We start from the raw sequence: 25591 nt of genomic DNA, 5'->3' as shown, positions 1-25591 counted from the left end.
CTATTGGCGGTGTGCAATATATACATGATTGGCATAATGATGTTATTCTTTTAATGAATTCGGATCTTTTTACCAATATAAATTTAGAAGAATTTTATTTGCATTTTTTAAAGAATGGCGCAGATATGAGTGTTGCAGCTATGCCATACAACGTGAATATACCGTATGGCATACTTGATATTGAAAATAAAAGAGATATTATTGGAATCAAAGAAAAACCGAGTTATTATTACTATGCAAATGCAGGGATATATCTTTTTAAGAGGTCGTTGCTTGATTTAATCCCCCATAATACTTTCTATGATGCAACGGATTTTTTGAATGATCTTATAGCAAAGCAATACAAAGTCATTCGTTTTCCGATTTCCGGCTATTGGATAGATATCGGTAAACCTGCTGATTTTCAAAAAGTACAGGAAATTGCAGAGCATTTGAAGGGGTGAGGTTAAAGGTCTTAACTTGAAAACTTTTTTACTTGGCATTATACAATAAATTTACTTTATGGTGTAAAAATGAAAACTGATGTTATAGAAAAGATAAAGTATATAGAAACAACATATTCTGTTGAAGATATTGAATATGCAGGTATCAAATTATGGCCATTTTTGCGAAATAGTATTTTTACTTTATACTATTATTCAGATGAAAAACCTGAAGCGAATGAAGCTCAGAAGAAAAATAAATTATGGCGATTATTTACAGCATTGAAAGAGACTTCTTTAACTCAAATGTTAAAGAAACAAAGTGTAATTATTTTTACTGATGATCTAGAAATTAAGAAGCATAATGATGAATATATTGATAGGATTATGCAATGTGTTTTTGCTATCGAAACAAGGCAGATACCGGTTATTGTAAAACGTTTGTCGTATAATATGCCTATTAAATATTACGTACAATCTGATCTTATTGCCGGTTTTATTGTATTATTTTCGAAATTGCTTCACTTTAAACAGAAAGCCTTTCAAGGAGAAGAGATAGTTAAAAATATTATCCATGATTTAGGTATTCAGTTTAATTATGAAAAAATTGTCCGGTTAATCATTGGTGGAATCAATTTTTATTACATATATTTTGAGTTGATAAAACCTTCTAAGATTTATGTGAATTGTTATTATGATATTATGCGAATGCCTGCGTTTTATGTTGCTAAGTTGAAACATATTCCGGTAATTGAGATGCAGCACGGGGTAATCAATAGTCATCATACCGCGTATACTTCGTTTAAAAGTTTTGATCCGAATCCCTATCCTGATTATTTATTGGTTTTTGGTGACCGATTTAAATTAGACGTTAGCGAACATATATATCATAAAAATTCAATATTTACCGTAGGCAGCTATTATATTGATTTAATGCGGCAAGAGGTAGAGATCAATAAGCATCTATTTGAAAAAAAATATGGGTTTTTAAAAGACAAAATTATTATTACTGTTGCAAGTCAGTATGACATCGATAGGGATATTCTTACATTTGTTGAGCAAGTGACTAAGTTAGATAGTCGATTGTTTTTTGTTTTTATTCCTCGGTTTGTTAAAGGTTATCACCGTAGTTATAAGAATGATAGTATTGTGATTGAAACGGAACTTAATGTCTATCAATGTATGCAAAATTCACATATAACATCCGCTGTGCTATCAACATGCGCAATAGAAAGTTTAGCTTTCGGTACTCCTGTAATCTTGATGGATATAGGCGGTTTGGCAAAGTTTGTGTATGGGGAATTTTTTAAAGGTATTGTATCGGTATTATATGTTTCTGAACCGAAAGACTTTGTAGAAAAAGTGGATCAAGCTATTCAACTCGACAGAAATATCATTCGCCGGGAAGGATCATGGTTCTTTGCGGATAATTATGAAGAAAGATTAAAAAAAGCTCTTACTATTATTGATGAAAAGAATAGGGTATCTCTAAAAACCTCAGGTGTTTAGAAATGCCTAATACTATTAGGAAGCATGATGACAAATAAAGACAGGTATCATACGTTTTGTGAACAAGAAAAAGGTGTCCCAATTTTTAATAAAGATTGGTGGCTTGATGCCGTGTGTGGTGAAGATAATTGGAATGTAGTGTTAGTAGAAAAAGGTGGCAGTATAGTCGGCGCTTTGCCTTATTGCATTGATAAAAAACTATGGTTTAATAGAATACAAATGCCATTGCTGACTCAAACATTGGGGCCGTATATAAAGTATCCTGTAAACCAAAAATATTATAAGCGTCTTTCTTGGGAAAAAGAAGTATATTCGGATTTAATTAAGCAATTACCTAACTATGATTTTTTTCAACAAAGCCTTTCTCCACAAATTACCAATTGGCTGCCGTTTTATTGGTGCGGGTTTAAACAGACAACACGCTACACGTATCGGATTAAGAATATTACGGAAGACCAATTAGAGAATGAATATGAAACTGATATAAGAAGAAGAAGAAGAAAAGCTGTTAATCTTGGTATTACTGTTGATGAGTTACATTCTGTAGATGATTTTTTTCTTTTAAATACAAAAACATTTAATCGGAAAAATATGCAGATTCCTTATTCAAAAGATATTGTTGTCCGTATTTATAATGCATGCATAATGCATAGCGCGGTGAAAATGTTTGCCGCAAAGCTGCCTGATGGGACTATTGTTGCTGCAAATTTTTTGGTTTATGATGATACTACGGTTTATTATTTGATGGGAGGAATAGACCCTACTGCAAAGGATATGGGAGGGATGGATATGGTGCAGCACCACTCTATTTTATTTGCCTTACAGTCCGGTAAAGTATTCGATTTTGAAGGAAGTATGGTTGAAAGTATTGAAAAATATTTCCGATCATTTGGAGCTGCACAAGTACCATATTTTCAAATATATCGTTGCGGTTCCCGATTATATAAATGTATGAAAAATATAAAAGATATTTTTACGTCAGTTTAATTATTTGGAAATAAATACTATGCTGAAAATAAAAATTCCTAACTTTTGTATTTCCGAAATTGAATATACCTGCTCCATTGTTTTTACCGAATGGCTTGGCATCGATTATGAAATTACACCTATGGCGCAAAATACTGTTCTTATATCTTCCGGTGATAATACATTGCGGCTTAGTGCGGACTTTTTTGTTAGAGCTTCAAATAACTGGCTTAATGAAGAAGCAATGCCGTGTTTGCCGTTAAAGAACTATAATTTGACTGAATTGAAAACGACTTTACATAATGAAATTCATATTTGCGAGGCTGAGCTTCCCGTATTGTATGGTGTGCCGAAAATAGCGGTTGACGAAAATACTATTGACTGTGATATTGATATTTTAGGCAGTATCTTTTTTATGATTTCGCGTTACGAAGAAATTGTGGTAAAAGAACGGGATAATCATAATCGTTTTTCTGCAAAATCTTCAGTCGCATATAAAGAAAGTTTTTTATTTCGTCCTATTGTAAATGAATATGTGGAACTGTTATTTGCGTTGCTTCACTATTTATTTCCGCAGCTGGAACGGAAAAAAATGCAATTTAGAATATCTCCTACGCATGATGTTGATGTTCCGTTTAGATACCTCAATGTATCTGTGCCGCGTTTTATTAAGCATATGGGAGGAGATGTTTTAAAACGTAAATCTGTACTGTTAGCTTTTGATACATTATCTCGATGGAATAAAGTTAATAATGGCAAAGTAGAAGATGATCCCTATTACACATTTGATTTTATTATGTCTGAAAGCGAAAAGCGTGACTTAAAAAGCGCATTTTACTTTTTACCTTCAAGCAGTCCTGAAATGACAATACAATATCCCGTTACATTACCTCATATGCAAGCCTTATTGCAGACTATTGATAAACGCGGTCATGAAATAGGTATTCATGGTTTTTATGGGACGTATTTAAATAGTAAAGCGTTCACAGACGATGTACAATTGCTGCGAGATACACTTGAAGTGCTTGGAATTGGTCAAGAAATAAAAGGCGGTCGGCAGCATTATCTCCAATGGCAGAATCCCGAAACTTTCGTTATTTGGGAAAATGCAGGGATGAAGTATGATTCTACATTGAGCTTTGCAGATATGCCCGGCTTTCGATGCGGTACGTGTTATGAGTATTCAGTGTATGATTGTATAACACGAAGAAAATTAAAATTGAAAGAACGCCCGCTTATTGCAATGGAGTGTTCTATAATTGCAGAGCGATATATGAATTTAGGGCTAACCGATGATGCTTTACAAGTATTTAAAAATTTAAAAGTAAAATGTAAATATTATAACGGCAATTTTGTTTTACTGTTCCACAATACAGAGTTCTTAACAGAAGCTCAGAAACAATTTTATATAGAAGTTTTAGATTGTTGATTTTTGAATTATATAAGGTAATGTATTTTATGCACATTCTTACAGTTATTGGCGCACGTCCGCAATTTGTTAAAGCAGCGGTGTTAAGTCGCTATATTAGAAACAATCCGCAGCTTGGTGTAACGGAAACAATCGTTCATACCGGTCAGCATTATGATCAAAATATGAGTGACATATTCTTTACCGAAATGGATATTCCGCGACCTGATTACAACTTACATATAGGTTCCGGTTCTCATGGGAAAATGACCGGCCTTATGCTTGAAAAGATCGAAGAATTGCTGTTAGTGCTAAAGCCGGATGCAGTGCTTGTGTACGACGATACTAATTCTACATTGGCAGGGGCTTTAGCTGCCAGTAAGCTGCACATTCCGGTTGCTCATGTGGAAGCCGGCCTGCGTTCCTATATGATGGCAATGCCGGAGGAACAAAACCGTCGTCTTACCGATCACCTTTCAACATGGCTTTTTTGTCCGACTGATACGGCTGTAGACAATCTCAAGAAAGAAGGAATTATTTCTACGAGCGGTATACCATCTGCAGATAATAAGGTTGTGTGTAAAACGGGTGATATTATGTATGATGCTTCCCTTTATTACCGTCAGAAAAGTAGTTCATTACAAACACCAAGTAATTTTATCTTGCTGACTATTCATAGGGCGGAAAACACCGATGATCCGGTGCGCTTAACAAATATTGTAAATGCTATCAACACCCTTTCGGATAGAAAATTTGTTTTCCCTGTGCATCCTCGTACAAAGAAAATACTGGCAGAGCATGGGTTACATTTTGAAAAACACGTTACACTGATTGATCCGGTCGGTTATTTGGAAATGCTGAAATATGAAGAAGCTTGTACTGCTGTGCTTACAGACTCAGGCGGTGTTCAAAAGGAAGCTTTCTTCTTTCAAAAACCGTGTATCACCATGCGCGACACTACTGAATGGGTTGAACTGGTCTCTTCCGGTTGGAATACGCTCACCGGTGCTGACACTGAAAAAATCGTATCTGCCATTCGGAATATGCATACCCCTACAGAGTATCCTCAGCTTTATGGTGATGGGCATACGGCAGAAAAGATTATCGAAGTTTTAGGGAGTTATGCGATACAGTTATGTTAGATGAAAAAATAATAGAGCAAATAATAAAAGACTGTTTTTGGGATATGAATTTTAATGTTGATGAATTGTCTAATATAATTTACGGTAATGATTTTAAAGCAAAAGCTTTTTTATTTGATAAACTTTTGTTAAACAGCACAAAGCTTTTTGCAAGTTTGAACATATTCTATAAAGAAGATCTGGAAAAACTGATAAAGGGTTATAAGCTACCTACCTTTAATAAAAATATTGCAAAGCGACGGTTAAATTTAGCAGGGACGTATTTTCTTGATTTGCCTTTAACAATTGAGGAGTTAAGTTGGACGGTGTAAGTTATAAAGAGCTGTACAGACTTCAAGATAAAGTTCTGAAAATCGTTTTTAAAACCGAAAAAGAGTTTTATTTAACCGGTGGAACATGTTTAAGCAGGTTTTATTTTGAAAAAAGATATTCTGATGATTTAGACTTTTTTGCACAAAGTTCAAATCGGTTCCATTTTGCGATAAAAAACATTTTATGTCAGCTTAAAAAAAATTTTTCGGTTATTACAGAAGTAGATTCAAAAGATTTTATTAGGTTAAAAATCAATACGATTTTACAGCTTGATTTTGTCAATGAAACGCTTCCACATTTTAAAGATGTTATTATAGTGAATGAGTATTTTATCATTGACAATCTTGATAATATTCTTAGTAATAAACTATGTGCTGTAATAGGGCGCGATAACCCTAAAGATATATTTGATATTTTTTTAATATCTAAGATGCATACGTTTTCATGGAAGGAAATACTGACGGCGGCTCATGAAAAAGCTTATTTTAGCGACGATGATTTAATTATCCGCTTAAAGACTTTTCCAAGAAACTTGTTAAAAAATATTAAATTGCTCGATAAAAATTTCTTAAATGATTTTGATGAAACGTATAAAAAAATTCTGGATGAAATAATTCGGAATGTATAAATTTACTTTCAACAGTCTATTAAACATAATTGCAGACTAAGGAGTTCAACATGTCAAATTTTGAAACAATCATAAAAAAAATTGAAAGTAATACCGAAGTTGTCGGTATTATCGGCTTAGGCTATGTCGGCTTACCTCTTGCCGTGTCTTTTGCAAAAAAAAATGTGCTGGTTTTGGGCTTTGAAAAGAGTGTGAAAAAAGCAGAAGCAGTGAATGCGGGAAAGAACTATATCGGTGATATAAAAGATGAAGACTTAATCCGTGTAGTAACGAAAACAAAAAAACTTTCCGCAACAAACGATTTCTCCCGTATTAAAGAATGCGATACGGTTATTATCTGTGTTCCGACACCGCTTGATCACTTCAAAAAGCCGGATATGAAGTTTATCGAACAGTCTTGCATAGATATTGGAAAAAATATGAAAACAGGTACTTTTATTTCGCTTGAAAGTACCACCTATCCTACGACAACGGAAGACTTTATGAAGCCCATTATCGAAAAAGCATCAGGCCTAAAAGAAGGTAAAGATTTTTGGCTGTGCTTTAGTCCGGAACGAGTTGATCCGGGTAATAAAGATTATAAGACTGATAATACGCCTAAGGTTGTTGGTGCGTTAGGTGAAGAGGCTCAGAAAATTGCGGTTGCGCTCTACAGTAAAGCAATTCAGCATCTTTATCCTGTCTCAAGTCCCCGTGTCGCAGAAATGGTAAAAATACTTGAAAATACCTATCGATTGATCAATATTTCACTTATCAATGAACTGGCTCTTTTAGCGGGGAAAATGGATATTAATATTTGGGAAGTAATAGACGCTGCAAAATCGAAACCTTACGGTTTTCAGGCTTTTTATCCCGGTCCAGGTATCGGAGGACACTGTATCCCGCTTGATCCGTTCTATCTTGAGCATATCGCAAAAGGTTTTAACTTCGATTTAACGATGATAAATACTGCCGGCAATATCAACAATCAGATGCCGCATAAGATGATGAATAAGATTATGTATGCCCTTAACCGCAAACAAAAGTCTATGAATGGCTCTACAATATTGTTCTTGGGTGTTGCCTATAAGCCGGATATTGATGATCCGAGGGAAAGTCCTGCCTTGCTCGTCATGGAAGAATGTGCTAAAAAGAGGGCAAATGTCCTGTATCATGATCCGTATATTCCTGAATGTATTGATGATAACGGAAAAAAATGGATTGGTACTGATTTAACCGATGTGCTTTTAGAAAAAGCCGATTGTGTAGTATTTACGACTAACCATTCTTGTTTTGATATTGAACACATTGTAGAGAAATCAAGTTTGGTAGTCGATTTACGCAATGCGGTAAAAACTGTCCACATTGAAGATGGAAAGGTGTTTAAACTGTAAGATGAGGTTTTTATGAAAAGAGGTTTATATCTCTGTAAACAAAATTATAATTTCGATGATATAAATGTACATGCAACCGGAATTGCTAAAAAGATTCTATCTCAGCTTAAAGTATTGAATACAAATGGGTTGGATACAAAGTTGGTAAATTATAACTTTACAGATGCATCGTATTTTAGGCGGTTGCTTTCTTTCTTTTTTACTAAACGAGTGTATATAAAAAAAATTTCTAATATTGATTTTTCTGGAATTAATTTTATTTATGTTCGTCGATTTAGCCCTACCGATAGGAATTTACTTTATTTGCTTGCTGCTATCAAAAAAGTAAATCAGAATTGTAGGATTATTTATGAAATTCCCACATATCCTTATGATGAAGAGCATACAGGAATAAAAGGTTCCATTGTACTATTTACTGATCGTTTATTTAGAAAATGTTTATATAAGTACATTAATTATATAGCTACATATTCTCATCACGATGAGATTTTTGGCGTTCCAACGATCAAAATAGTGAATGGAATAGATTGTAGTGCTATCCCTCTTGTTACCGCTAAAGCATACCATGATGATATACATTTAATTTGTGTAGCCCAATTTTCTTCATGGCATGGGTATGATAGGTTGATAGATGGATTATATGCACACTATAAAAACAATCCTGAAAAAAAAATATTTATTGATTTTGTTGGCGATGGCGATGCATTGCAACAATATCGAGACATGGTGAGTACATATAAGTTAGAACGATATGTTATATTTCATGGAATTTTAGCAGGCGATGATTTGTCTGCTGTATTTAATCAAGCTGATATGGCTGTATGCTCACTGGGGTGCCATCGTAAAGGTATCATACTTTCTAGCGAGCTAAAATCGAGGGAATATATGGCTCGTGGTTTACCTATGGTGGCATCAGCTAAAATCGACATATTAACTAATGACTATGTATATGTGCACTATGTTCCTGATGATGATAGTCCTATTGATATTGAAGCTATTTTAAGTTTTTATGATATGCTTAAATGGAGAGAACCTCGGCAGAAACAGATATATAATATTAGAGCTTTTGCAGAAAATAATTGTGATATGCATATTACAATGCGGCCGATCTTGGATAAACTTTATGATTAAAAATAGGTTTGAATTTTGTTTAAGAGGTCAAGTTATTTTCTTGTTCTTCATTGGATATTTTTTTGCTATTATAGTTGCTTTGAGACCGATCGGAGCTGATAGAGATTCATTATCGTATTTGAGTTTATTTGATGCTATTTCTGGTGGTGTTATAAATGCCGGAGAAGTAGCTTTTACCACTGATATAGGTTTTTTGTTGATAGCCAAATTATCAATCTTTTTCGGAACAGGCTTTCGAGGCCTCCTTTTGATGTATTCGTTGTTAGCTTTTACATTAAAAATTTGTGTTATTTGTAAACAAGCCCTTTATCCGTATCTTTCTTTCTATATATATATAACTGCTTTTGTACTGCTCCATGAAGCGACCCAAATTCGAGTAGCCGTTTCTATCGGTTTTTTTTTATTGTCACTTCCCTATCTTTTTAAAAAAAAATATTTCATGTATGTACTTACAATTGTTCCTGCGATACTATTTCATTATTCCGCGTTTTTTTTATTGCTTCTTCCATTGGTAGAAAGGTTAAAAATTAAGCGTGTTTTTTATTTTCTGTTTCCAGTTATATTACTTTTTCTCGTTGAGGTTGGATGGTCGCTTTTTATGCTTTTTCGAATGATTGTTCCTGTTTTGCCTTCTTTTTTATCTAGTAAAATCAATATTTATCTTACTCTATTAGCTAATAGTAATAATACGGGAGCTAATATTTATTCTTTTGCTCATATTGTAATGTTTCTTTTGTATTATTTTTTATTGTATGTTAATAAATACCTCGCTTCTGATTATGATAGATTTCTTGTAAGAATATCATTTTATGGTATATGCAGCTTCTACCTTTTTAATTTTTTACCGGTTTTTGCTGTAAGAATTTCTGGGTATTTATCTACCGTTTTAATTGTTTTATTACCGAACTCAGTATATGCTATTAAAGAAAAACACATGATGGTTTTAGGGATGTTCTTTACTTTTACTTTAGGTTTTGTGTATTATTTTTTCACGTTAATGAATCCCCTTAATTTTTCTATATAGTGGAGTTGATATTCGTTATGACTATTGGCGTTATCATTGTAACATATAATCCAGATATTAATTTGTTAGAACAAACTTTTTTTTCTATTGCTGAGCAAGTTGATGAAGTCTTATTAGTTGATAATGGATCAGAAAATTTTGATGATATAAATACAAAATTTTCTCGTCTAAGAAATTGTACCATTGCTTCTTTGTATAAAAATATGGGAATTGCATATGCTACCAATGTTGGTTTTAGATATTTTATTAAAAAGAATTTTGATTATATTGTTTTAAGTGATCAAGATAGTATATTTGCTAAGAATTACATAAAAACTTTTTATGAAGCCTTGTCTTCAGTTTTATTGGATAATATCGCTGCTTTTGCACCTTCTATATATGATGTTATATCTAATCAGCATAGACGGTTTTATTATAAAAGAAGAATATGGATTAAACAATGTTATCCAGATGCTCTTTATAGTGTTGTTTTTCAAGCGATTGCGTCAGGATTAGTAATTCGTGTGGCATATCTAAGAACTATTGGTTGTATGAATGAAGACTTATTTATCGATTCTGTGGATTTTGAATGGTGTTGGAAATTAAATTTTTATGATTATAAAATTATTGGCTGCAAAAACTTAGTTTTACAACATACTCTTGGTGACCGAGTTCGTGTGATTGGTCATAAGAAAATAAACATCCATACTAATATTCGATGTTATTATATTACACGTAATACGATATATTTGTCTTTACATACTAGATTTTTATCAGAGGTTGATAAGTTTATATTATTTTGTAAAGGATGTGCTTATCCATGGTTATTTGCCGTTTGCTCGGCTAAAAAATTTACTACATTCAAATATTGTATGAGGGGACTCTATGATGGTGTTTTAGGTAGATTAGGCTACCATACTTCGTAATATACTATGTATCGTAGTTTTGTATATGCTGCAAATGTATTATACCATAAGGGAAATTAATAAATGATAACAGCTTCAATTGTTTTATATAATACCGATATTTCTCAATTACGTAATGCAATTAATTCCTATGCGCCAAGTGCTGAGCGGATATTGTATCTGATTGATAATTCTGAGCAAGAATTTGACCTAAATAAGTTAAATATGGATTTGACTCACATACGATATATTTTTAATAATAAAAATGTAGGGTATGGCGCAGGACATAATATCGCACTGCATAAGGCAATAGATGAAAATTCTCAATACCATGTGGTTTTAAATCCTGATATTCGATTTGATTCTCGAATCCTAGATGACTTAAAAAGATTTATGAATCAGCATGGTGATACTGCTTATATATTGCCGAAAGTAATATATCCTAACGGCGAATTGCAATATTTGTGTAAGCTTTTACCAACTCCCATAGATTTATTTATTAGGCGCTTTTTACCAGCTTGGGAATTTTTGAATAATATTAATGATAGATATGTGTTGAAAAATTCAGGATACGATAAGATTATAAATCCTCCTTGCTTATCTGGATGTTTTATGTTTTTGCGCTTGGATACTATAAAACAAGGCAATATTTTTTTTGATGAACAATTTTTTATGTATCTTGAAGATTTCGACCTTATTCGTCGTTTGCACCGACTTGGAAAAACTATTTTTTATCCCTATCTCACTATTATTCATGATCATGCTCGAAGTTCGTATCGTTCAAAAAAAATGTTGAAATTACATATTATTTCGGCAATAAAGTATTTTAATAAATATGGATGGTTCTTTGATAAAGAACGAAAAATAATGAATGATAAAATTTTAAAAGAGATAGCACAATAATTCTATATGCGTTAATTATTAATACTGTTTAGGAGTAATATATGAAATCCATAATCCTTGCCGGCGGTTCCGGCACTCGTTTATATCCGCTTACGCGGGCTGTTTCCAAGCAAATATTGCCGCTTTATGATAAACCGATGATTTATTATCCGTTATCGGTGTTGATGCTTGCCGGAATTCGTGATGTCCTCATCATTTCTACGCCACGGGATATTGCTCTCTTTAAGGAACTGTTTGGAACCGGCGAGTGGCTTGGTATGCGTTTTGAATATGCAGTCCAAGATAAGCCGCGCGGTTTGGCAGATGCTTTTATTGTCGGTGAAAAATTTATCGGTGATGATCCATGTGCTTTAGTGCTCGGAGATAACATCTTTTACGGTCGGGGTTTTTCTGCAACCTTAGCTGAAGGAGTGCATTCAATAGAGCAGAATAATGGTGCTGTTATTTTCGGTTATTATGTAAAAGATCCTACTGCGTATGGTGTCGTGGAGTTTGACCAAAACGGCAAGGCAATTTCAATAGAAGAAAAACCTCAGCACCCTAAATCGCACTATGCGGTACCTGGATTGTATTTTTATGATAACGACGTTGTACAGATTGCGAAGAATGTGAAGCCGTCCGCTCGCGGTGAAATTGAAATCACCTCTGTTAATAATGCCTATCTTGCTGCCGGAAAATTAAAAGTCGAAAAGCTAGGGCGCGGAATGGCATGGCTCGATACCGGCAGTTATGACGGTTTATTGGAGGCATCAAATTTTATTGCGACTATTCAAAAACGGCAGGGTATGTATGTGTCCTGCATTGAAGAAATTGCATACTTAAAAAGCTGGATAACCAAAGAGCAGCTTTTAAAACTTGCTGAAAAGTATAAAACCGAGTACGGACAATACCTACAGTATATTGCGGAGAATTATTAATGCCTTTTACCATTGTACAATGTCCTATTGAAGAGTTCTTTTAAAAAAGAAAGCTGGAAAATCTAATTTTGTGAGATTACAATGAATAACTGTCATGGAAAAAAACTGCCGGTAGGCATACACTCATTTTCTGAGATCATTACCGGTAACTACGTCTACATTGATAAAACACAAGAAGCATATCAGTTAATCAATAATTATAAATACGTTTTTTTATCTCGCCCGCGGCGGTTCGGTAAAAGTCTCTTTTTAACCACCTTGCAAGCAATTTTTGAAGGGAAGAAGGAGCTTTTTAAAGGCTTATATATTTACGATAAATATAATTTTGAAGCCTATCCGGTTATCAGGATTCATTGGGGCGGTAATTTTACATCGGAAGTTAATTTCCAAAGTGAAGTACAATCAGCACTAACTTGGAATGCCGAATCCCTTGGTGTAATGCTTGATAAAGAATTATCACTTTCTTCTCAGTTTGATTTACTTATCAAAGAAACCTATAAAAAGTACAACAAGCGCGTTGTTATTTTAATAGACGAATACGATAAGCCGATACTGGACAATATTACCGATCCTGCAATGAGGGATTATGCACGCGATACGCTGAAAGGTTTGTATGAACATATCAAATACAACGACGAATATGTCAAATTTGCATTTCTGACCGGGGTGAGTAAATTTGCAAAGGTGAGTATTTTTTCCGGACTGAATAACCTTGTCGATATATCGTTGTATCCTCAATACGGAAATATCTGCGGGTATACGCAAACCGATCTCGAAACAAGCTTTCAGCCGTATCTGGAAGGCGCTGATATGGAAAAGGTGAAGCGCTGGTATGACGGGTATAATTTCTTAAAGGACAATGTATATAATCCGTTTGATATTCTTAACTTCTGTACGGCAGGACATTCATATAGGAATTATTGGTTCGAATCCGGAACGCCGACTTTTTTGATACGCCTGATGCAAGAAAAGCAGTTCTTTCCGCCTGATTTACAGAATATAAAAGTCGGAGAGGAAATCCTGCAATCTTTTGACATCGATAATATTGAGTTACCGGTATTATTGTATCAAGCGGGGTATCTTACGATAAAGGCAGCTGTTACGGTAAGGGAAGGACTTTATTATCAGTTGAGGATTCCGAATTTTGAAGTACAAAAATCTTTAAATGAAGAACTCCTCAATGTGGTAACGCCCTCAGTTATTGAAAAAACAAAGATGCAGGATAATCTATATTCTGCACTGGAAAATGCGGACATGGAAACGTTTAAAAAACCATCTTGTGCGTGTTTTTGCGAATATTCCGTATCATAATTATTCAAGTAACTATATTGCGCAGTATGAAGGTTTTTATGCGAGTGTGATTTACACCTATCTCTATAGTTTGAACATGCCCTTTGTTGCCGAAGATTGCACCAATCAAGGGCGTATTGATATGAGCATCACCATTGAAAATAATGTCTATATTATTGAGTTTAAGATGGGTGCAGGAGACGGTATCGCACAAATAATGGAGAAAAAATACTATGAAAAATATCAAAATCAAGGTAAAGATATTTATGTCATAGGTATTAATTTTGATAGTGAAAAGAGAAATATAAGCGAATTTAAGTATGCGAAGCTATAACTTCGGTAGCTGCAATGAGATCGCTTCGGTGTAATTAAGGATACTCTATTTCGCCGTATAGAGCGGAAATGTATTGAAGAATTAAACAGGAGAATTATTAATGCCTTTTACCATTGTACAATGCCCTATTGCCGGACTTTACGAAATTCAGCCAAAAGTTTTTTCTGATAACCGCGGTTATTTTTTTGAAAGTTGGTCGCAACGCGATTTTGCTGCTGCTGGCATTGCTTATAATTTTGTGCAGGATAATCAGTCAAAGTCTTCCAAAGGAGTGCTGCGCGGGTTACATTTTCAAAAAGAACTATCCGCAGGGAAAATTGGTACGGGTGTTAAGCGGAGAGGTTTTCGATGTTGCAGTTGATATTCGTAAGGGGTCTGCTACTTACGGAAAATGGTACGGGGTTCTCCTTTCTGCAGAACGGCAAAATCAGTTTTTTATTTCACCGGGATTTGCACACGGCTTTTTAGTATTGAGTGATGAAGCTGTCTTTGCGTATAAATGTACGGACTTTTATCACCCTGAAGATGAAGGTGGCATTATGTGGAACGATCCTGTAATCGGTATCGAATGGCCGAAATTAGATGTTCCCTATATATTCTCCGAAAAGGATACAAAGTACCCTGCTTTTGGAATGAAATAATAAAGCGAGAGATTTTATGATTTGGCTTATAGGTTCTAAGGGGATGCTCGCAAGCGAGGTTGCTGCGCAGCTTAACCAATATAGTATACAATGGATCGGTTCGGATAAGGAAGTTGATATTACCGATAGAACATCTGTAGAAACTTTTGCGCAACGGAACTTTGTAACCGGCGCTTTGCAGTGGATTATTAACTGTGCTGCATATACGGCAGTAGATAATGCGGAAGACGACCCTGAAACAGCCCAAAAGCTGAATGCGGATGCCCTTATCAATATTTGTGAGGTTGCGAAACAGTACGGAGCACAGCTCATTCATTTTTCTACGGATTATGTATTTGATGGAGCTTCTGCTGTTCCGTATATAGAAACCGATGTTACTAATCCGCAGAGTGTGTATGGTCGTACAAAATTGCAAGGTGAGCAGAATATTATCGGGCTATTGCCTGAACATTATATTATCCGTACTGCATGGCTCTATGGAAAAAACGGTATTAATTTTGTTTCTACGATGCTTCGCTTAATGAATGAAAAAGGCAGCCTCAAAGTGGTCAATGATCAGAGAGGCTCTCCGACGTATGCCGTAGATTTGGCAAAAACTGTACTGCAAATAATTCAGCAAAACAATCACCGTTATGATATCTATCATTATTCAAATGAGGGAAATATAACGTGGTACGATTTCGCTTGTGAAATCTACAGGCAAGGAAAAGAGATGGGGCTTCTCAAGAGAACTTGTTCAGTTGTTCCGTGTACCAGTAGTGAATTTCCACAGAAGGCTCACCGTCCGTCTTTCTCATTGCTCAATAAGCAAAAAATTAAAGAAGTGTTTTCTCTTTCGGTTCCGAATTGGAATGAGAGCCTTTCATTATATCTCAAGGAGTTACTCTAAATGCGCAGTTTTAAAAATATTCTTATTACAGGCGGTGCCGGTTTTATTGGGTCAAATTTTATCCGCACCTTATTAAAAAAAGACTCCACATTTACAGGACGCATTATCAACCTTGATGCATTAACTTATGCCGGTAATGCGGCAAGTCTTTCCGATATAGAAGCTGAATTCGGCGGGAGCACTGCTGATACACGGTATATTTTTATTCACGGCAATATTTGTGATAAAGAGCTCGTGGCCGGTATCTTTGAAAAATATGATATTGATTCTGTAATACACTTTGCGGCGGAAAGCCATGTAGACCGTTCCATTTTAGGGCCGGAAGTTTTTTTACAAACGAATATACTCGGTACTTTCACGTTGTTGGAGACAGCAAAAAAGGCATGGCAAAAGAGCGATGGTTCCATGCGGGATGATGTGCTGTTTCACCATATAAGTACAGATGAAGTATACGGATCGCTTGGCGCAGAAGGCTATTTTCAAGAAACGACACCGTATGATCCCCGCTCTCCTTATTCTGCAAGCAAGGCATCAAGTGATCATTTGGTAAAGGCGTATTTTCATACATACGGCCTGCCCATCACCGTGTCTAATTGTTCAAATAATTACGGACCGTTTCAGTTCCCGGAAAAGCTCATTCCGCTGATGATTTTAAATATTGTGGAAGGAAAGCCTCTGCCGGTATATGGCGACGGGATGCAGATACGCGACTGGATTCATGTTGAAGATCATAACCGCGCCGTGCAGCTTATTATGCAACATGGCAGAGTAGGGGAAACCTATAATATCGGTGGTGAAAACGAATGGGCAAATATTAAACTGTTACATAAGTTGATCGATATCGTTTCTCAAAAAGCGGGTCTAAATATAGAAAAGATTAGGGCTCTTATAACTCACGTAACCGATCGGCTCGGGCATGACCGGCGCTATGCTATCGATTGTACAAAGCTTAAAACAGAGCTGGGCTGGAAACGTATGTTTGATTTTGAAACAGGACTTGCTCATACTGTTGACTGGTATTTGCAAAATAAAGTATGGATAGAAAATGTTCGTTCCGGTGAATACCGAAAGTGGATCGAAAAGAACTATAGCGGTCGGTAATATACTTGAAATGCAAAAAATACATAGGCTGTGACTTCCTAAAAATTAACTGGATCGAATAAGCTCTAAGGAGATTATAGTGGAACATGATATAAATAATAATTCTGACGAAATATCTTTGTTAGATTTAGTTGCCGTATTATGGCGCTGGAGATGGCTGATTGTTGCGCTAACGGGTATAGTTTCAATAGGTGTTTTTACCTATGTTCTTATTGGTAAAAAAATGGATCCCCAAAAGTCATATATGCCGGATGTATACACCAGTACAGCCTTTATGCGCATACAAAGCAGTACAAGTTCTTCCGGTGGAACTTTAGCGTCGATGTTGCAGCAAAATGGTCTCGGTAATCTAGCAGGGGGGGGCAGCGATAATACGCAGCAGTTAGCGCTCTATATTGCCGGCAGTAATTCTTTTCTCGATACTATTGCAGATGAATTGCATATTGCCGAAAAATATAAGATTAAAAAATTCCTCAAAACCGAGACCCGAACCATAGTCAAGGGTTTACTTAAAGCAAAAATGGATGAAAAAAGCGGAGTGTTTTCATTAGCTGCTACGCATATTGAGCCTGAGTTTGCGCAGAAAGCTGTCTTGATTGCTGTTGAGTATTATGAAAAACGTTTTGCAGAGCTTGGTCTTGATAAAAAAGTCCACGAAAAAGAAAATTTAGAGAAAAGTTTGAAACAATCATTTGATGAAATAAAACGTTTAGAGCGGGAAGCAGGCAATTTGGAAAATAAAATAGCTCAATCAGGTGGGATGAGAGGTACCGCTCTTACGATAGAACAAATCAAGCGTGAAATTTCTATTCAAGAAAAGATATACGGGCAATTAAAAGCTCAGTATGAACTTTTGAAAGTAGAAATGGCGGGCGAAACTCCGGTATTTCAAATATTGGATATGCCCGAAGTACCCGAAAAAAAATCCGGACCGTCGCGTGCAAAAATATGTATTATTGCATTTGCTGCAGGATTATTCTTTTCAATATTTCTTGCTTTTCTTTTGAATGCCGTGCAGGAGATATATCGCGATCCTGAAGTGCAGGCAAAGTTCTTACGGAAAAAGGACAAGCAACATGAAGTATAAAACTATTTTACTTGTATGTGTATGTTTTATTGCAGCTTTTTCATTGTGTGCAGCTTCAAATTCCGATGCGGAAACTGAGTCAAAGCGATTAGCTCAACAAGCAATGGCGAATCCCGATTATCGTGTTTTGCCGGGGGATATATATCAACTTGGTTATACGATTGGGCAAAATGCTGTGAGTTATCAGATCGTTGTGGACTCAAGCGGCATTATCCGTGTTTCTAACTTAGGTTCGGTGAATACAAACGGTAAGACCTTTATGGCTGTTAAAAAACAGGTTGAAACACTGGTTTCACAAAATTATCCACTGAGTGTGGTTCAGTTTGTACTTACAGCCCCCAGTACTTTTACCGTAACGGTGAAGGGGGAAGTGAATAAAACAACAGAAGTAAAAGCCTGGGGACTTATGCGCGCATCTCAAGCTATTACCGGTCTATTAACGGATTTTGCTTCAAATCGTTATCTGTCTATTACAGGGCGTTCCGGAAAAACAATTGATTATGATCTTTTTCAGGCAATACGTTTTGGGGATCTTACTCAAGACCCGTATTTATCGCCCGGTGATGTAATCTCTATCCCACGTGTTAAGCGGCGTGTTACACTTTCCGGAGCAGTTGAGCGTCCCGGAACGTATGAATTGGCAGAAACAGAAACGCTTGCTCAGCTGATTGACGTTTACGGCAGTGGATATACCGCTGGAGCCAATAGAACACAGGTTAAAATAACCCGTACAACAAACACAGAAGATGGAAGCACGAAGTTTGATTCTTTTTTTGTTGCGCTGAGCGGTGAGCCGGATGGAAATGAGCAGCTGCAGCATTTGGATAAAGTCTATATTGATACTCAAAAAACACTGCGTCCTTTTGTGTATCTTGACATTCCGCTTGATGTTGAAACACGACGTACGATTTTGGCAGATAGTCAAAAAGGTAATACAAATGGAATTTCTTCAACCCAGAATGATACAAGTACAATAAATAAAGATACCGAGACCAAAATTGTGGTTACGACTATTCCAATTCCCTTTAATGAAGGGGATGATCTTATTTCGATCGTTCGCGAGCGGTTACCGATTTTCACTAAACCGTGGATTGATGTTACAGGAGCGTATATTTTTCGGCAAGGAAAACAGATACCGATAAATTTAAGTCCGCTATTGTTCGATCCATCCTATCACGAAATTATTCCGATCGAGGCAGAAGACCGACTGGTTGTTCCCGAGATTAAACAAACCGTAACTGTTGATGGTGCTGTAACGAATCCCGGTTCGTATCCGTATACTCCCGGTCGTAAAGCTGACTTTTATATTGCATTAGCGGGCGGTTTTGACTATCAACGGAATACCGGTGGAGCTGTTGTAATTAAAGATGTATATGGCAAAAAACTTGCCAAGGATTCGGTTATCGGTCCGAATACGATTATTACGGCAAAAAGTAATGCCTTTATGTATAATTTTAATATGTATGTACCACTCATTACGGTAACAGCAACGATTTTAACTATCATTACTTCTATCATTACCTTGACGAAGCGATAAATTTTTTATTCGTGCGGAGTGTTTAATCCCCCGATGCTCTGTGTCGGGGTGTTGATTTCTCAAGATTTTTCCTTTCTTTTTTGAGGCAATCGCTCTAAAATATTTTAGGTTGTTATCTTCCTTCTGTGCGAAATTTGAGACAAGATTTCGCACTTATATCCTTCCTCTTTAAAAATCCCGTAAAATAGTATATGCTTTCCTCATGAACAATACGAAGGGCGACAGCGATTTCCTCTTTGCGCTTGATTATATATTGAATAAAGCGAATATACGCGAAATCGATGCATTTGCTGCAGCAATTGAACGTCGGCAAGGTCAGCTTGAGGGAGCGTTAAACGGTAACTTCCCGTTTACTCCGGAAGAAGCAGCCAAGAAAATGTCGGAATCGATCTATGCTTCTATTGATGCTAGTATGGATGGCGTTCGGCATACTTTTCGGAATTACGCCACCGATATTTTGCAAAAAGAAGCGCCTGAGCTTTCCAAGGATCAGATCGTCGATCTGGTTGATTCATGGATTCCTCAATCAAGCAGTCAACGTGGAAAAAGCCGCCGCGCTTCTTTAGCAAAGAACGGTTCGGTACAAGGTGTTCCTGCCGATCTGTTATACGAAATGGTTATACAGTTTGTTTCGTACAGTTTGGGCGAAATGCCGGTTGACACACAGCGCAGTCTTACCGCTGCAATGCATGATTGGACGGGTTCTTATTGGCGGCGCTTTCCTACCGGTATAAAGCAGGAGATAAAAGCTTTTTTGAATGGGGAGACAACATCCGGAGAGTTCCAAGGTCATCTGCGCGAGATGTTGGGGCTAGCATAAGGAGATTTGTATGCAGAAAAACGAACAGCCGTTTGAGGCGTGGACCGGATATTATAAAATAGAATATCTTGATGAAGAACCTAAAGTAACGGAAAAAGAGCTCTTTGATACGGTATTTGCCAAGTTGGAAAAAATACAAAAGCAAGTTATGCTTGAAAAAATTAAAAAGGCGGAGGCTCAGCTCATAATACTGGAAGATGAACTAAGCGTATTTTTAGCAAAAGGTGGACTGTAAATTATGATAGACCTATTCCTCCGGTAGATGATGATGAAGTCGATGGTAAGTATAATGAGCATGCAGGAGGATTTCATATGCTTAAATTATCGACATTGGTTCGCCTGGCTTTGGAAAAAAATCTGAAAAAATCACTGGAAACACCAGAAATCATCGATATTCTTAAGGCAAAGCATAATATCAGTGAAGGTGAGGCAAGGAATCTAATTGCATCGGAAATTAAGGATACTGTTAAAAAGTATCTGGATAATTTTCCCCCATTTGCGGATAACTTCAAAAATCTTAATGACTGGGATGTTTATATTTCTTTTGGTAAATATTTTCTTAGTGGAGGTATGTTTCCTAACGAGATATGGCGTAATACTTATAAGGTTACCGGTCAAGATGCAGAAGATTTCTGGAAAAAATGTTGGGGGTAATCTAATTTATTCGTGTGGTTTAGTACCTGCCGTTGCGCAGCTCAGCAGCGTGTTTCCTCTGCAAACACGCTGCTGAGCCGAGAACCAGTGCCATCCGTGGCAAGTTCAAAAATTGACCTCCTTGTCAATTTTTGAACGCGAGTTTTTGCTGCGCAAAAACATCGCTACTGCTTATAACCACGGACATCCTTGTCCGTTCCGATACGTTGAGGATACTTTTTTACCGTATGACGCAGTAGATATGTCGTATATTTCAAAAGGAGCCCAATCTTTTAATCTCTTCGATCTTGTCGCGAATGACCGCCGCCTCTTCAAACACTTTCTACTTCTTCTTGGCTGAGACCGGTCATTGTACAAATTTCGCCAATCGAGTAATTATGTATACGCATAAGTTTTGCCGTTTCAAGCTTTGTTTGGTACGCTCCATCGGAAAATCCTTGTTTAATACCCTGTTCAATACCCTGTTCAATGCCTTGCTCAATACCTTGCTCAATACCCTCGGCAAAGGCTATTCTGCCCGCTTCTGCTCGCTGTACCGCAATGTCCGTATCATAGTCGTATTCTGCTACTAGCATATTAATTACCTCCCGTGATTTTCTTTGTAAGTATTCCTTTAAGATACCTTTTTCTATACATATTTTTACCGCATTCGTAAAGCCGTTTTCAGGGTCGAGTTGTGTTTGTATGCGTACTTCTTCTACAAACAAACTGTATTCATCTAAAGTTCTGCAACAGCTTAATATTTGTGCTCCCTTCCTCGTATTTATATTATAGACCTTTACGATAAGTTCCAGCGGCAGGGCATCCGATTTTGTCATAAATGCATCTGAAAGCTTTAAAATTGTAGTTTCAGGGTAGTCTTCCATCCCATTGTAAAAGACGTAAAATTCCGGTGTAGGTATTTTTGACAGCTTTCTTAAGTATCTGTCTGTCGGAGTTTGCAGTTTTTCGTAGAGCCGCGCGATATATTGTAAAAAGCGTATCGGCATATTTTCATTGATAGTAGACTGATGCTCCGCAAGAACAACAATCTTATTGTCTACAAGGCAAGATATATCGTTGATAATATTCATGTACATGACATTATCAAGCCGTATGTTTTCTACCGGACATGAAAGCTGTAAATTAGTATTATGTAAGGCATTATACAACGACAAGAAGTTTTCTTTTGCCTTTTCGTCTTCGCTGAAAAGGTCAACAAACACCGAGTCTTTGTACCTGCGGTTGTGCTTTGGCATAGCGTACCTCACTTGTACGTTATTATACCATACTTACCACAATTTTATAACCTCTCTAATCAGAACGTCCTCGTCCATCCGAGGACGTTCTGATACGTTGAGGACACTTTTTTACCGTATGACGCAGTAGATATGTCGTATATTTTTGAACCAGGCTTTTGAAAATAGACGCCACAGATGCTAGGAGCGTACAAAAAACATCCGCAGGCGTACTTTTTGTACGTCGAGGACTGTTTTTTGTTAAGCGACAACGCAGATGTGCCGTATATTTTCAAAAGGAACCAAGGCGTTTAATCTCTTCAATCTTATCACGTACCACCGCCGCTTCTTCAAAGAGGAGCATATCGGCGTATTCAGCCATCTGCGCCTCGAGCTTTTTGATGAGCTTTTTGCGGTCGGCGGGGTTCAAAATATTAAAGCTGTTGACGAGCGGTTCCGTTTCGGTACGGGCGGCTTCTTTTTTGATTTCCGCTTCGCGTACCAGAATATCCTCGATGGATTTTTTAATAGTCTTGGGCGTAATGCCATGCGCCTCGTTATATGCTTGCTGGATTGAACGGCGGCGGGTTGTTTCTTCTATGGTTTCCTTCATCGCATCGCTTATGCGGTCGGCATACATCACTACGCTGCCGTTGGCATTACGCGCCGCCCGCCCGACAATCTGTACGAGGCTGGTGGTTGAGCGCAAAAAGCCGATCTTGTCCGCGTCGAGGATGCCGATAAACGATACCTCCGGCAAGTCAATCCCTTCTCGCAAAAGATTAATCCCGATAAGCACATCGAACTCGCCCGCCCGTAAACCTTTAAGGATTTCCACCCGCTCAATGGTTTCCACCTCGCTGTGAATATACTTTACCTTTAAGCCCAAACCGGTGAGGTAGTCGGTCAGGTCTTCCGCCATCTTCTTGGTGAGGGTGAGGATAAGGCTCCGCTCGTCCTTTGCAATACGTTTTTTTACCTCACCGTAGATATGCTCCATCTGCCCCTCGATCGGGTGAATTTCGATGAGCGGGTCTAACAAACCGGTCGGGCGGATGAGCTGCTCAACAACGCGGGTGGAATACTGCAGCTCTTTGGGGCCGGGCGTTGCGGAAACAAATATTGCCTGATTGAGCATCTGTTCAAACTCTTTCATTTTGAGCGGGCGGTTATCCAGCGCGCAGGGGAGCCGGAAGCCGAAGTCCACAAGGTTCTGCTTACGGCTGCGGTCGCCTTCGTACATCGCGCCGATTTGCGGAAAGGTTACATGGCTTTCGTCCATAAAAAGGAGAAAGTCTTTGGGAAAGTAATGCAAAAGCGTTGCAGGCGGCTCCCCGGGCTTGCGGTTTGCAATCGGCGCAGAGTAGTTTTCTATCCCCGGACAATAGCCCATCTCGGAGAGCATTTCGATGTCGTATTCGGTACGGGTTTTCAGCCGTTCCGCCTCCAAGAGCTTTCCCTGCGTCTTGAGTGTTTCCAAACGGGTATCAAGCTCTTGTTTAATCCGCTCGATAGCATTAGGTATCGCATTCTCCGGCATAACAAAGTGCTTTGCAGGATAAATCGAAAGCTCTTCGTATTCTTGGCTCACATCTCCGGTCAGCGGATTAAAGCGGCGGATACGCACAATCTCTTCCCAGTCAAACTCAATGCGGTAGGCTTCTTCCATATACGCAGGGAATACTTCCATCACATCGCCCTTGACACGGAACCGACCGCGCTCCAACACCGCATCGTTCCGCTCATATTGCAGACTGATCAGCTGCTTTTTGAGTTTTCCGGGATCAATGGTCTGTCCTTTTTCTATGGTGATGCGTAAATCGCGCCACGATTCGGGCAAGCCCAAACCGTAGATGCAGGATACCGTCGACACAACGATAACATCCCGCCGCTCCATCAAACTGAATGTTGCCGAAAGCCGGAGCCGGTCTATTTCGTCGTTGATAGAAGCATCTTTTTCGATATAAAGGTCCCGCGCCGGGACGTAGGCTTCCGGCTGGTAGTAATCGTAGTATGAAACAAAGTATTCAACGGCATTTTCCGGGAAAAAGCCTTTGAACTCGCGGTAAAGCTGCGCCGCAAGCGTTTTGTTGTGGCTGATAATCAGCGTCGGCTTTTGTACCGCCTGAATGATATTCGCCATCGTAAAGGTTTTACCCGAACCGGTGACGCCTTTGAGCGTTTGAAACCGATCGCCTGCCAGTATACCGTCCGCAAGCTGCCGTATTGCATCCCCTTGGTCTCCGGCAGGCTGATAATCCGCCATGAGTTTAAACTGCTTCATAATGGAAGAAGTGTACCTTATTACGCACGGTTTGTGTAGAAGGAAAATATAATATAGTCCTAGCGGAGAACGGGTGAGGGGTGGTACAAGCGCGTGCCCTGCAGCAACCGCCTATTCCGCTGTATTTGCGCCTACCGTTTCGGTGTAAACCTCTTTGTTGAGTACTTCCAGCGACAGCTTTGTTCCTTCCGGAACGGTGTATGGTACTGAACATGCGCCGCCCGGATGCCGGAATGAGGTAAGGAGATCTTTATCCCCGTTGGGATACGCTGCATAGAGCGAAACGGTAAAGGGATAGGGAAACTCTGCCAGTGTTGTTTTAAGGATGCCGGACACCATACCGTTTGCCGATTCCGGTAGGGAAACGGTCAGTGTTACCGGAGAAAATACCGGAACTTCACTCTGTGCTGCGGCACTTTGCTGTTGTACGGTAATATCCGTTCCCGTGGCGCTGCCTGCGGTAAAGGCAAAGGTTACCGCAGCTCTTTGCATTACCTGATATATTTTTTTAAGATCGGCGCCGGTCATATCGGGAACTTGGGTTGTTTCCGTTTGCGTTCCCTTGCTTACCACAAAGGTCAGCTCCATATTATTTGAAATCGGTGTTCCCGCTGCGGGTTCCTGCTCAAGGATGGTGCCTGCAGGTTCGGCGCTGTATTTCGTCAAATACGGCTGTTTAATCCGGATGTATTGACGGCTGCCGGAAGTAAACAACTCCCGTATCCGGTTTTGTACATCTTCGATATTTTCTCCGATATAATTCTGTACCGTATCGATAACAGTCCCTTGGCTTACCACCAGCTCGATCCGCTTGCCTCCTTTGACGATAGCTCCCGGGCTGGGATCCTGTTCAAGGATAAGCCCTTTTTCGTCCGCTTTTTGAGAATAGCGGAGCTGAATGCGCGGATAGAGCTCACGCGCCTGCAAATCGAGCAGCGCTTCGGGTAAATCTTTACCGACAACATTCGGCACCATCACCTGTTCGGCACTTTTTAACGAAATAAAAAAGACCAGCGTCGAAACCGCAACAAAAACGATGAGCATCACCAACGATGTAATAACAATTGTTTTTCCGTTTCCGCTGATATCATCAGCAATATCACCTATACCCATAGTTA

General features: G+C 38.1%; 26 protein-coding genes and 1 pseudogene. 23 read left to right on the top strand and 4 right to left on the bottom strand.

All coding sequences use genetic code 11. The annotated features are described in order from the left end of the window. Positions 1-11 precede the first annotated feature (11 nt). The 23 genes and pseudogenes from GWP40_RS13310 (at position 12) to GWP40_RS11070 (ending at position 20972) form a co-directional block, all read left to right on the top strand. Positions 12-443: a sugar phosphate nucleotidyltransferase gene (locus tag GWP40_RS13310; RefSeq protein ID WP_414162746.1), complete on the top strand. Its 432-nt coding sequence runs from the start codon at positions 12-14 to the stop codon at positions 441-443. 69 nt (positions 444-512) lie between these two features. Further along, a complete protein-coding gene (locus tag GWP40_RS11175; RefSeq protein WP_212565379.1) occupies positions 513-1931 on the top strand; it encodes a hypothetical protein in 1419 nt (472 codons plus the stop codon). Between the two features lie 27 nt (positions 1932-1958). Beyond that, complete coding sequence (locus GWP40_RS11170; protein WP_230974438.1) at positions 1959-2918, top strand: GNAT family N-acetyltransferase; 960 nt, start codon at positions 1959-1961, stop codon at positions 2916-2918. Positions 2919-2937: 19 nt separating this feature from the next. Next, on the top strand, positions 2938-4326 hold the full coding sequence (locus tag GWP40_RS11165; RefSeq protein WP_212565377.1) for a polysaccharide deacetylase family protein: 1389 nt from the start codon (positions 2938-2940) through the stop codon (positions 4324-4326). Positions 4327-4355: 29 nt separating this feature from the next. Further along, positions 4356-5447: a non-hydrolyzing UDP-N-acetylglucosamine 2-epimerase gene (gene wecB, locus GWP40_RS11160; RefSeq protein WP_212565376.1), complete on the top strand. Its 1092-nt coding sequence runs from the start codon at positions 4356-4358 to the stop codon at positions 5445-5447. Beyond that, positions 5441-5758 (top strand): hypothetical protein, encoded by a 318-nt coding sequence (locus GWP40_RS11155; protein ID WP_212565375.1) that lies wholly within the window; start codon positions 5441-5443, stop codon positions 5756-5758. Before wecB ends, GWP40_RS11155 begins: the two co-directional genes overlap by 7 nt. Next, entirely contained in the window at positions 5746-6387 is a 642-nt protein-coding gene (locus GWP40_RS11150; RefSeq protein WP_212565374.1) for a nucleotidyl transferase AbiEii/AbiGii toxin family protein, read from the top strand. Before GWP40_RS11155 ends, GWP40_RS11150 begins: the two co-directional genes overlap by 13 nt. Positions 6388-6437: 50 nt before the next feature. Then, on the top strand, positions 6438-7760 hold the full coding sequence (locus GWP40_RS11145; protein WP_212565373.1) for a nucleotide sugar dehydrogenase: 1323 nt from the start codon (positions 6438-6440) through the stop codon (positions 7758-7760). Positions 7761-7772: 12 nt separating this feature from the next. Further along, positions 7773-8891 (top strand): glycosyltransferase, encoded by a 1119-nt coding sequence (locus GWP40_RS11140; protein WP_212565372.1) that lies wholly within the window; start codon positions 7773-7775, stop codon positions 8889-8891. Beyond that, positions 8884-9915 (top strand): EpsG family protein, encoded by a 1032-nt coding sequence (locus GWP40_RS11135; RefSeq protein WP_212565371.1) that lies wholly within the window; start codon positions 8884-8886, stop codon positions 9913-9915. Before GWP40_RS11140 ends, GWP40_RS11135 begins: the two co-directional genes overlap by 8 nt. Positions 9916-9932: 17 nt before the next feature. Then, the gene (locus tag GWP40_RS11130) at positions 9933-10820 is read left to right on the top strand and encodes a glycosyltransferase family 2 protein (protein WP_212565370.1); all 888 of its coding nucleotides are present in this window, start codon (positions 9933-9935) and stop codon (positions 10818-10820) included. A 63-nt stretch (positions 10821-10883) separates the two neighbouring features. Next, on the top strand, positions 10884-11702 hold the full coding sequence (locus GWP40_RS11125) for a glycosyltransferase family protein (RefSeq protein ID WP_212565369.1): 819 nt from the start codon (positions 10884-10886) through the stop codon (positions 11700-11702). A gap of 41 nt (positions 11703-11743) precedes the next feature. Then, positions 11744-12619, top strand: a complete 876-nt coding sequence (gene rfbA / locus GWP40_RS11120; RefSeq protein WP_212565368.1) for a glucose-1-phosphate thymidylyltransferase RfbA — start codon at positions 11744-11746, stop codon at positions 12617-12619. Positions 12620-12700: 81 nt separating this feature from the next. Further along, a complete protein-coding gene (locus GWP40_RS11115; RefSeq protein WP_212565367.1) occupies positions 12701-13930 on the top strand; it encodes an ATP-binding protein in 1230 nt (409 codons plus the stop codon). Then, positions 13866-14243 carry a PD-(D/E)XK nuclease domain-containing protein gene (locus GWP40_RS11110; RefSeq protein WP_230974437.1) on the top strand — a complete coding sequence of 126 codons (378 nt, stop codon included), beginning with the start codon at positions 13866-13868 and terminating at the stop codon, positions 14241-14243. The genes GWP40_RS11115 and GWP40_RS11110 overlap by 65 nt, the downstream gene beginning before the upstream one ends. Before the next feature lie 100 nt (positions 14244-14343). Further along, a pseudogene (gene rfbC, locus GWP40_RS11105) lies at positions 14344-14884 on the top strand (dTDP-4-dehydrorhamnose 3,5-epimerase). Positions 14885-14900: 16 nt separating this feature from the next. Then, a complete protein-coding gene (gene rfbD / locus GWP40_RS11100) occupies positions 14901-15773 on the top strand; it encodes a dTDP-4-dehydrorhamnose reductase (protein ID WP_212565365.1) in 873 nt (290 codons plus the stop codon). Next, positions 15774-16874 carry a dTDP-glucose 4,6-dehydratase gene (gene rfbB / locus GWP40_RS11095; RefSeq protein WP_212565364.1) on the top strand — a complete coding sequence of 367 codons (1101 nt, stop codon included), beginning with the start codon at positions 15774-15776 and terminating at the stop codon, positions 16872-16874. Positions 16875-16953: 79 nt separating this feature from the next. Then, complete coding sequence (locus GWP40_RS11090) at positions 16954-17961, top strand: GNVR domain-containing protein (protein WP_212565363.1); 1008 nt, start codon at positions 16954-16956, stop codon at positions 17959-17961. Beyond that, positions 17951-19498: an SLBB domain-containing protein gene (locus GWP40_RS11085; RefSeq protein WP_212565362.1), complete on the top strand. Its 1548-nt coding sequence runs from the start codon at positions 17951-17953 to the stop codon at positions 19496-19498. Before GWP40_RS11090 ends, GWP40_RS11085 begins: the two co-directional genes overlap by 11 nt. Positions 19499-19700: 202 nt before the next feature. Further along, on the top strand, positions 19701-20318 hold the full coding sequence (locus tag GWP40_RS11080) for a hypothetical protein (protein WP_212565361.1): 618 nt from the start codon (positions 19701-19703) through the stop codon (positions 20316-20318). Between the two features lie 10 nt (positions 20319-20328). Further along, positions 20329-20553, top strand: a complete 225-nt coding sequence (locus tag GWP40_RS11075) for a hypothetical protein (RefSeq protein ID WP_212565360.1) — start codon at positions 20329-20331, stop codon at positions 20551-20553. Between the two features lie 77 nt (positions 20554-20630). Beyond that, the gene (locus GWP40_RS11070) at positions 20631-20972 is read left to right on the top strand and encodes a hypothetical protein (RefSeq protein ID WP_212565359.1); all 342 of its coding nucleotides are present in this window, start codon (positions 20631-20633) and stop codon (positions 20970-20972) included. A 253-nt stretch (positions 20973-21225) separates the two neighbouring features. On the opposite strand, the gene GWP40_RS13625 is transcribed toward GWP40_RS11070, so the two are convergent. From GWP40_RS13625 to GWP40_RS11050, 4 genes are all read right to left on the bottom strand, one after another. Then, complete coding sequence (locus GWP40_RS13625; protein ID WP_212566607.1) at positions 21226-21291, bottom strand: UvrB/UvrC motif-containing protein; 66 nt, start codon at positions 21289-21291, stop codon at positions 21226-21228. Then, on the bottom strand, positions 21284-22210 hold the full coding sequence (locus tag GWP40_RS11060; protein WP_212565358.1) for an Rpn family recombination-promoting nuclease/putative transposase: 927 nt from the start codon (positions 22208-22210) through the stop codon (positions 21284-21286). The genes GWP40_RS13625 and GWP40_RS11060 overlap by 8 nt, the downstream gene beginning before the upstream one ends. 271 nt (positions 22211-22481) lie before the next feature. Beyond that, complete coding sequence (gene uvrB, locus GWP40_RS11055) at positions 22482-24473, bottom strand: excinuclease ABC subunit UvrB (RefSeq protein WP_212565357.1); 1992 nt, start codon at positions 24471-24473, stop codon at positions 22482-22484. 111 nt (positions 24474-24584) lie between these two features. After that, positions 24585-25586 carry a PASTA domain-containing protein gene (locus tag GWP40_RS11050; RefSeq protein WP_212565356.1) on the bottom strand — a complete coding sequence of 334 codons (1002 nt, stop codon included), beginning with the start codon at positions 25584-25586 and terminating at the stop codon, positions 24585-24587. Positions 25587-25591: the final 5 nt, after the last annotated feature.

The organism is Treponema vincentii (assembly GCF_018336815.1).
GTDB lineage: Bacteria > Spirochaetota > Spirochaetia > Treponematales > Treponemataceae > Treponema.
Note: the sequence above shows the minus strand (reverse complement) of the source record. Positions and strands in the feature narration are given on the sequence as shown.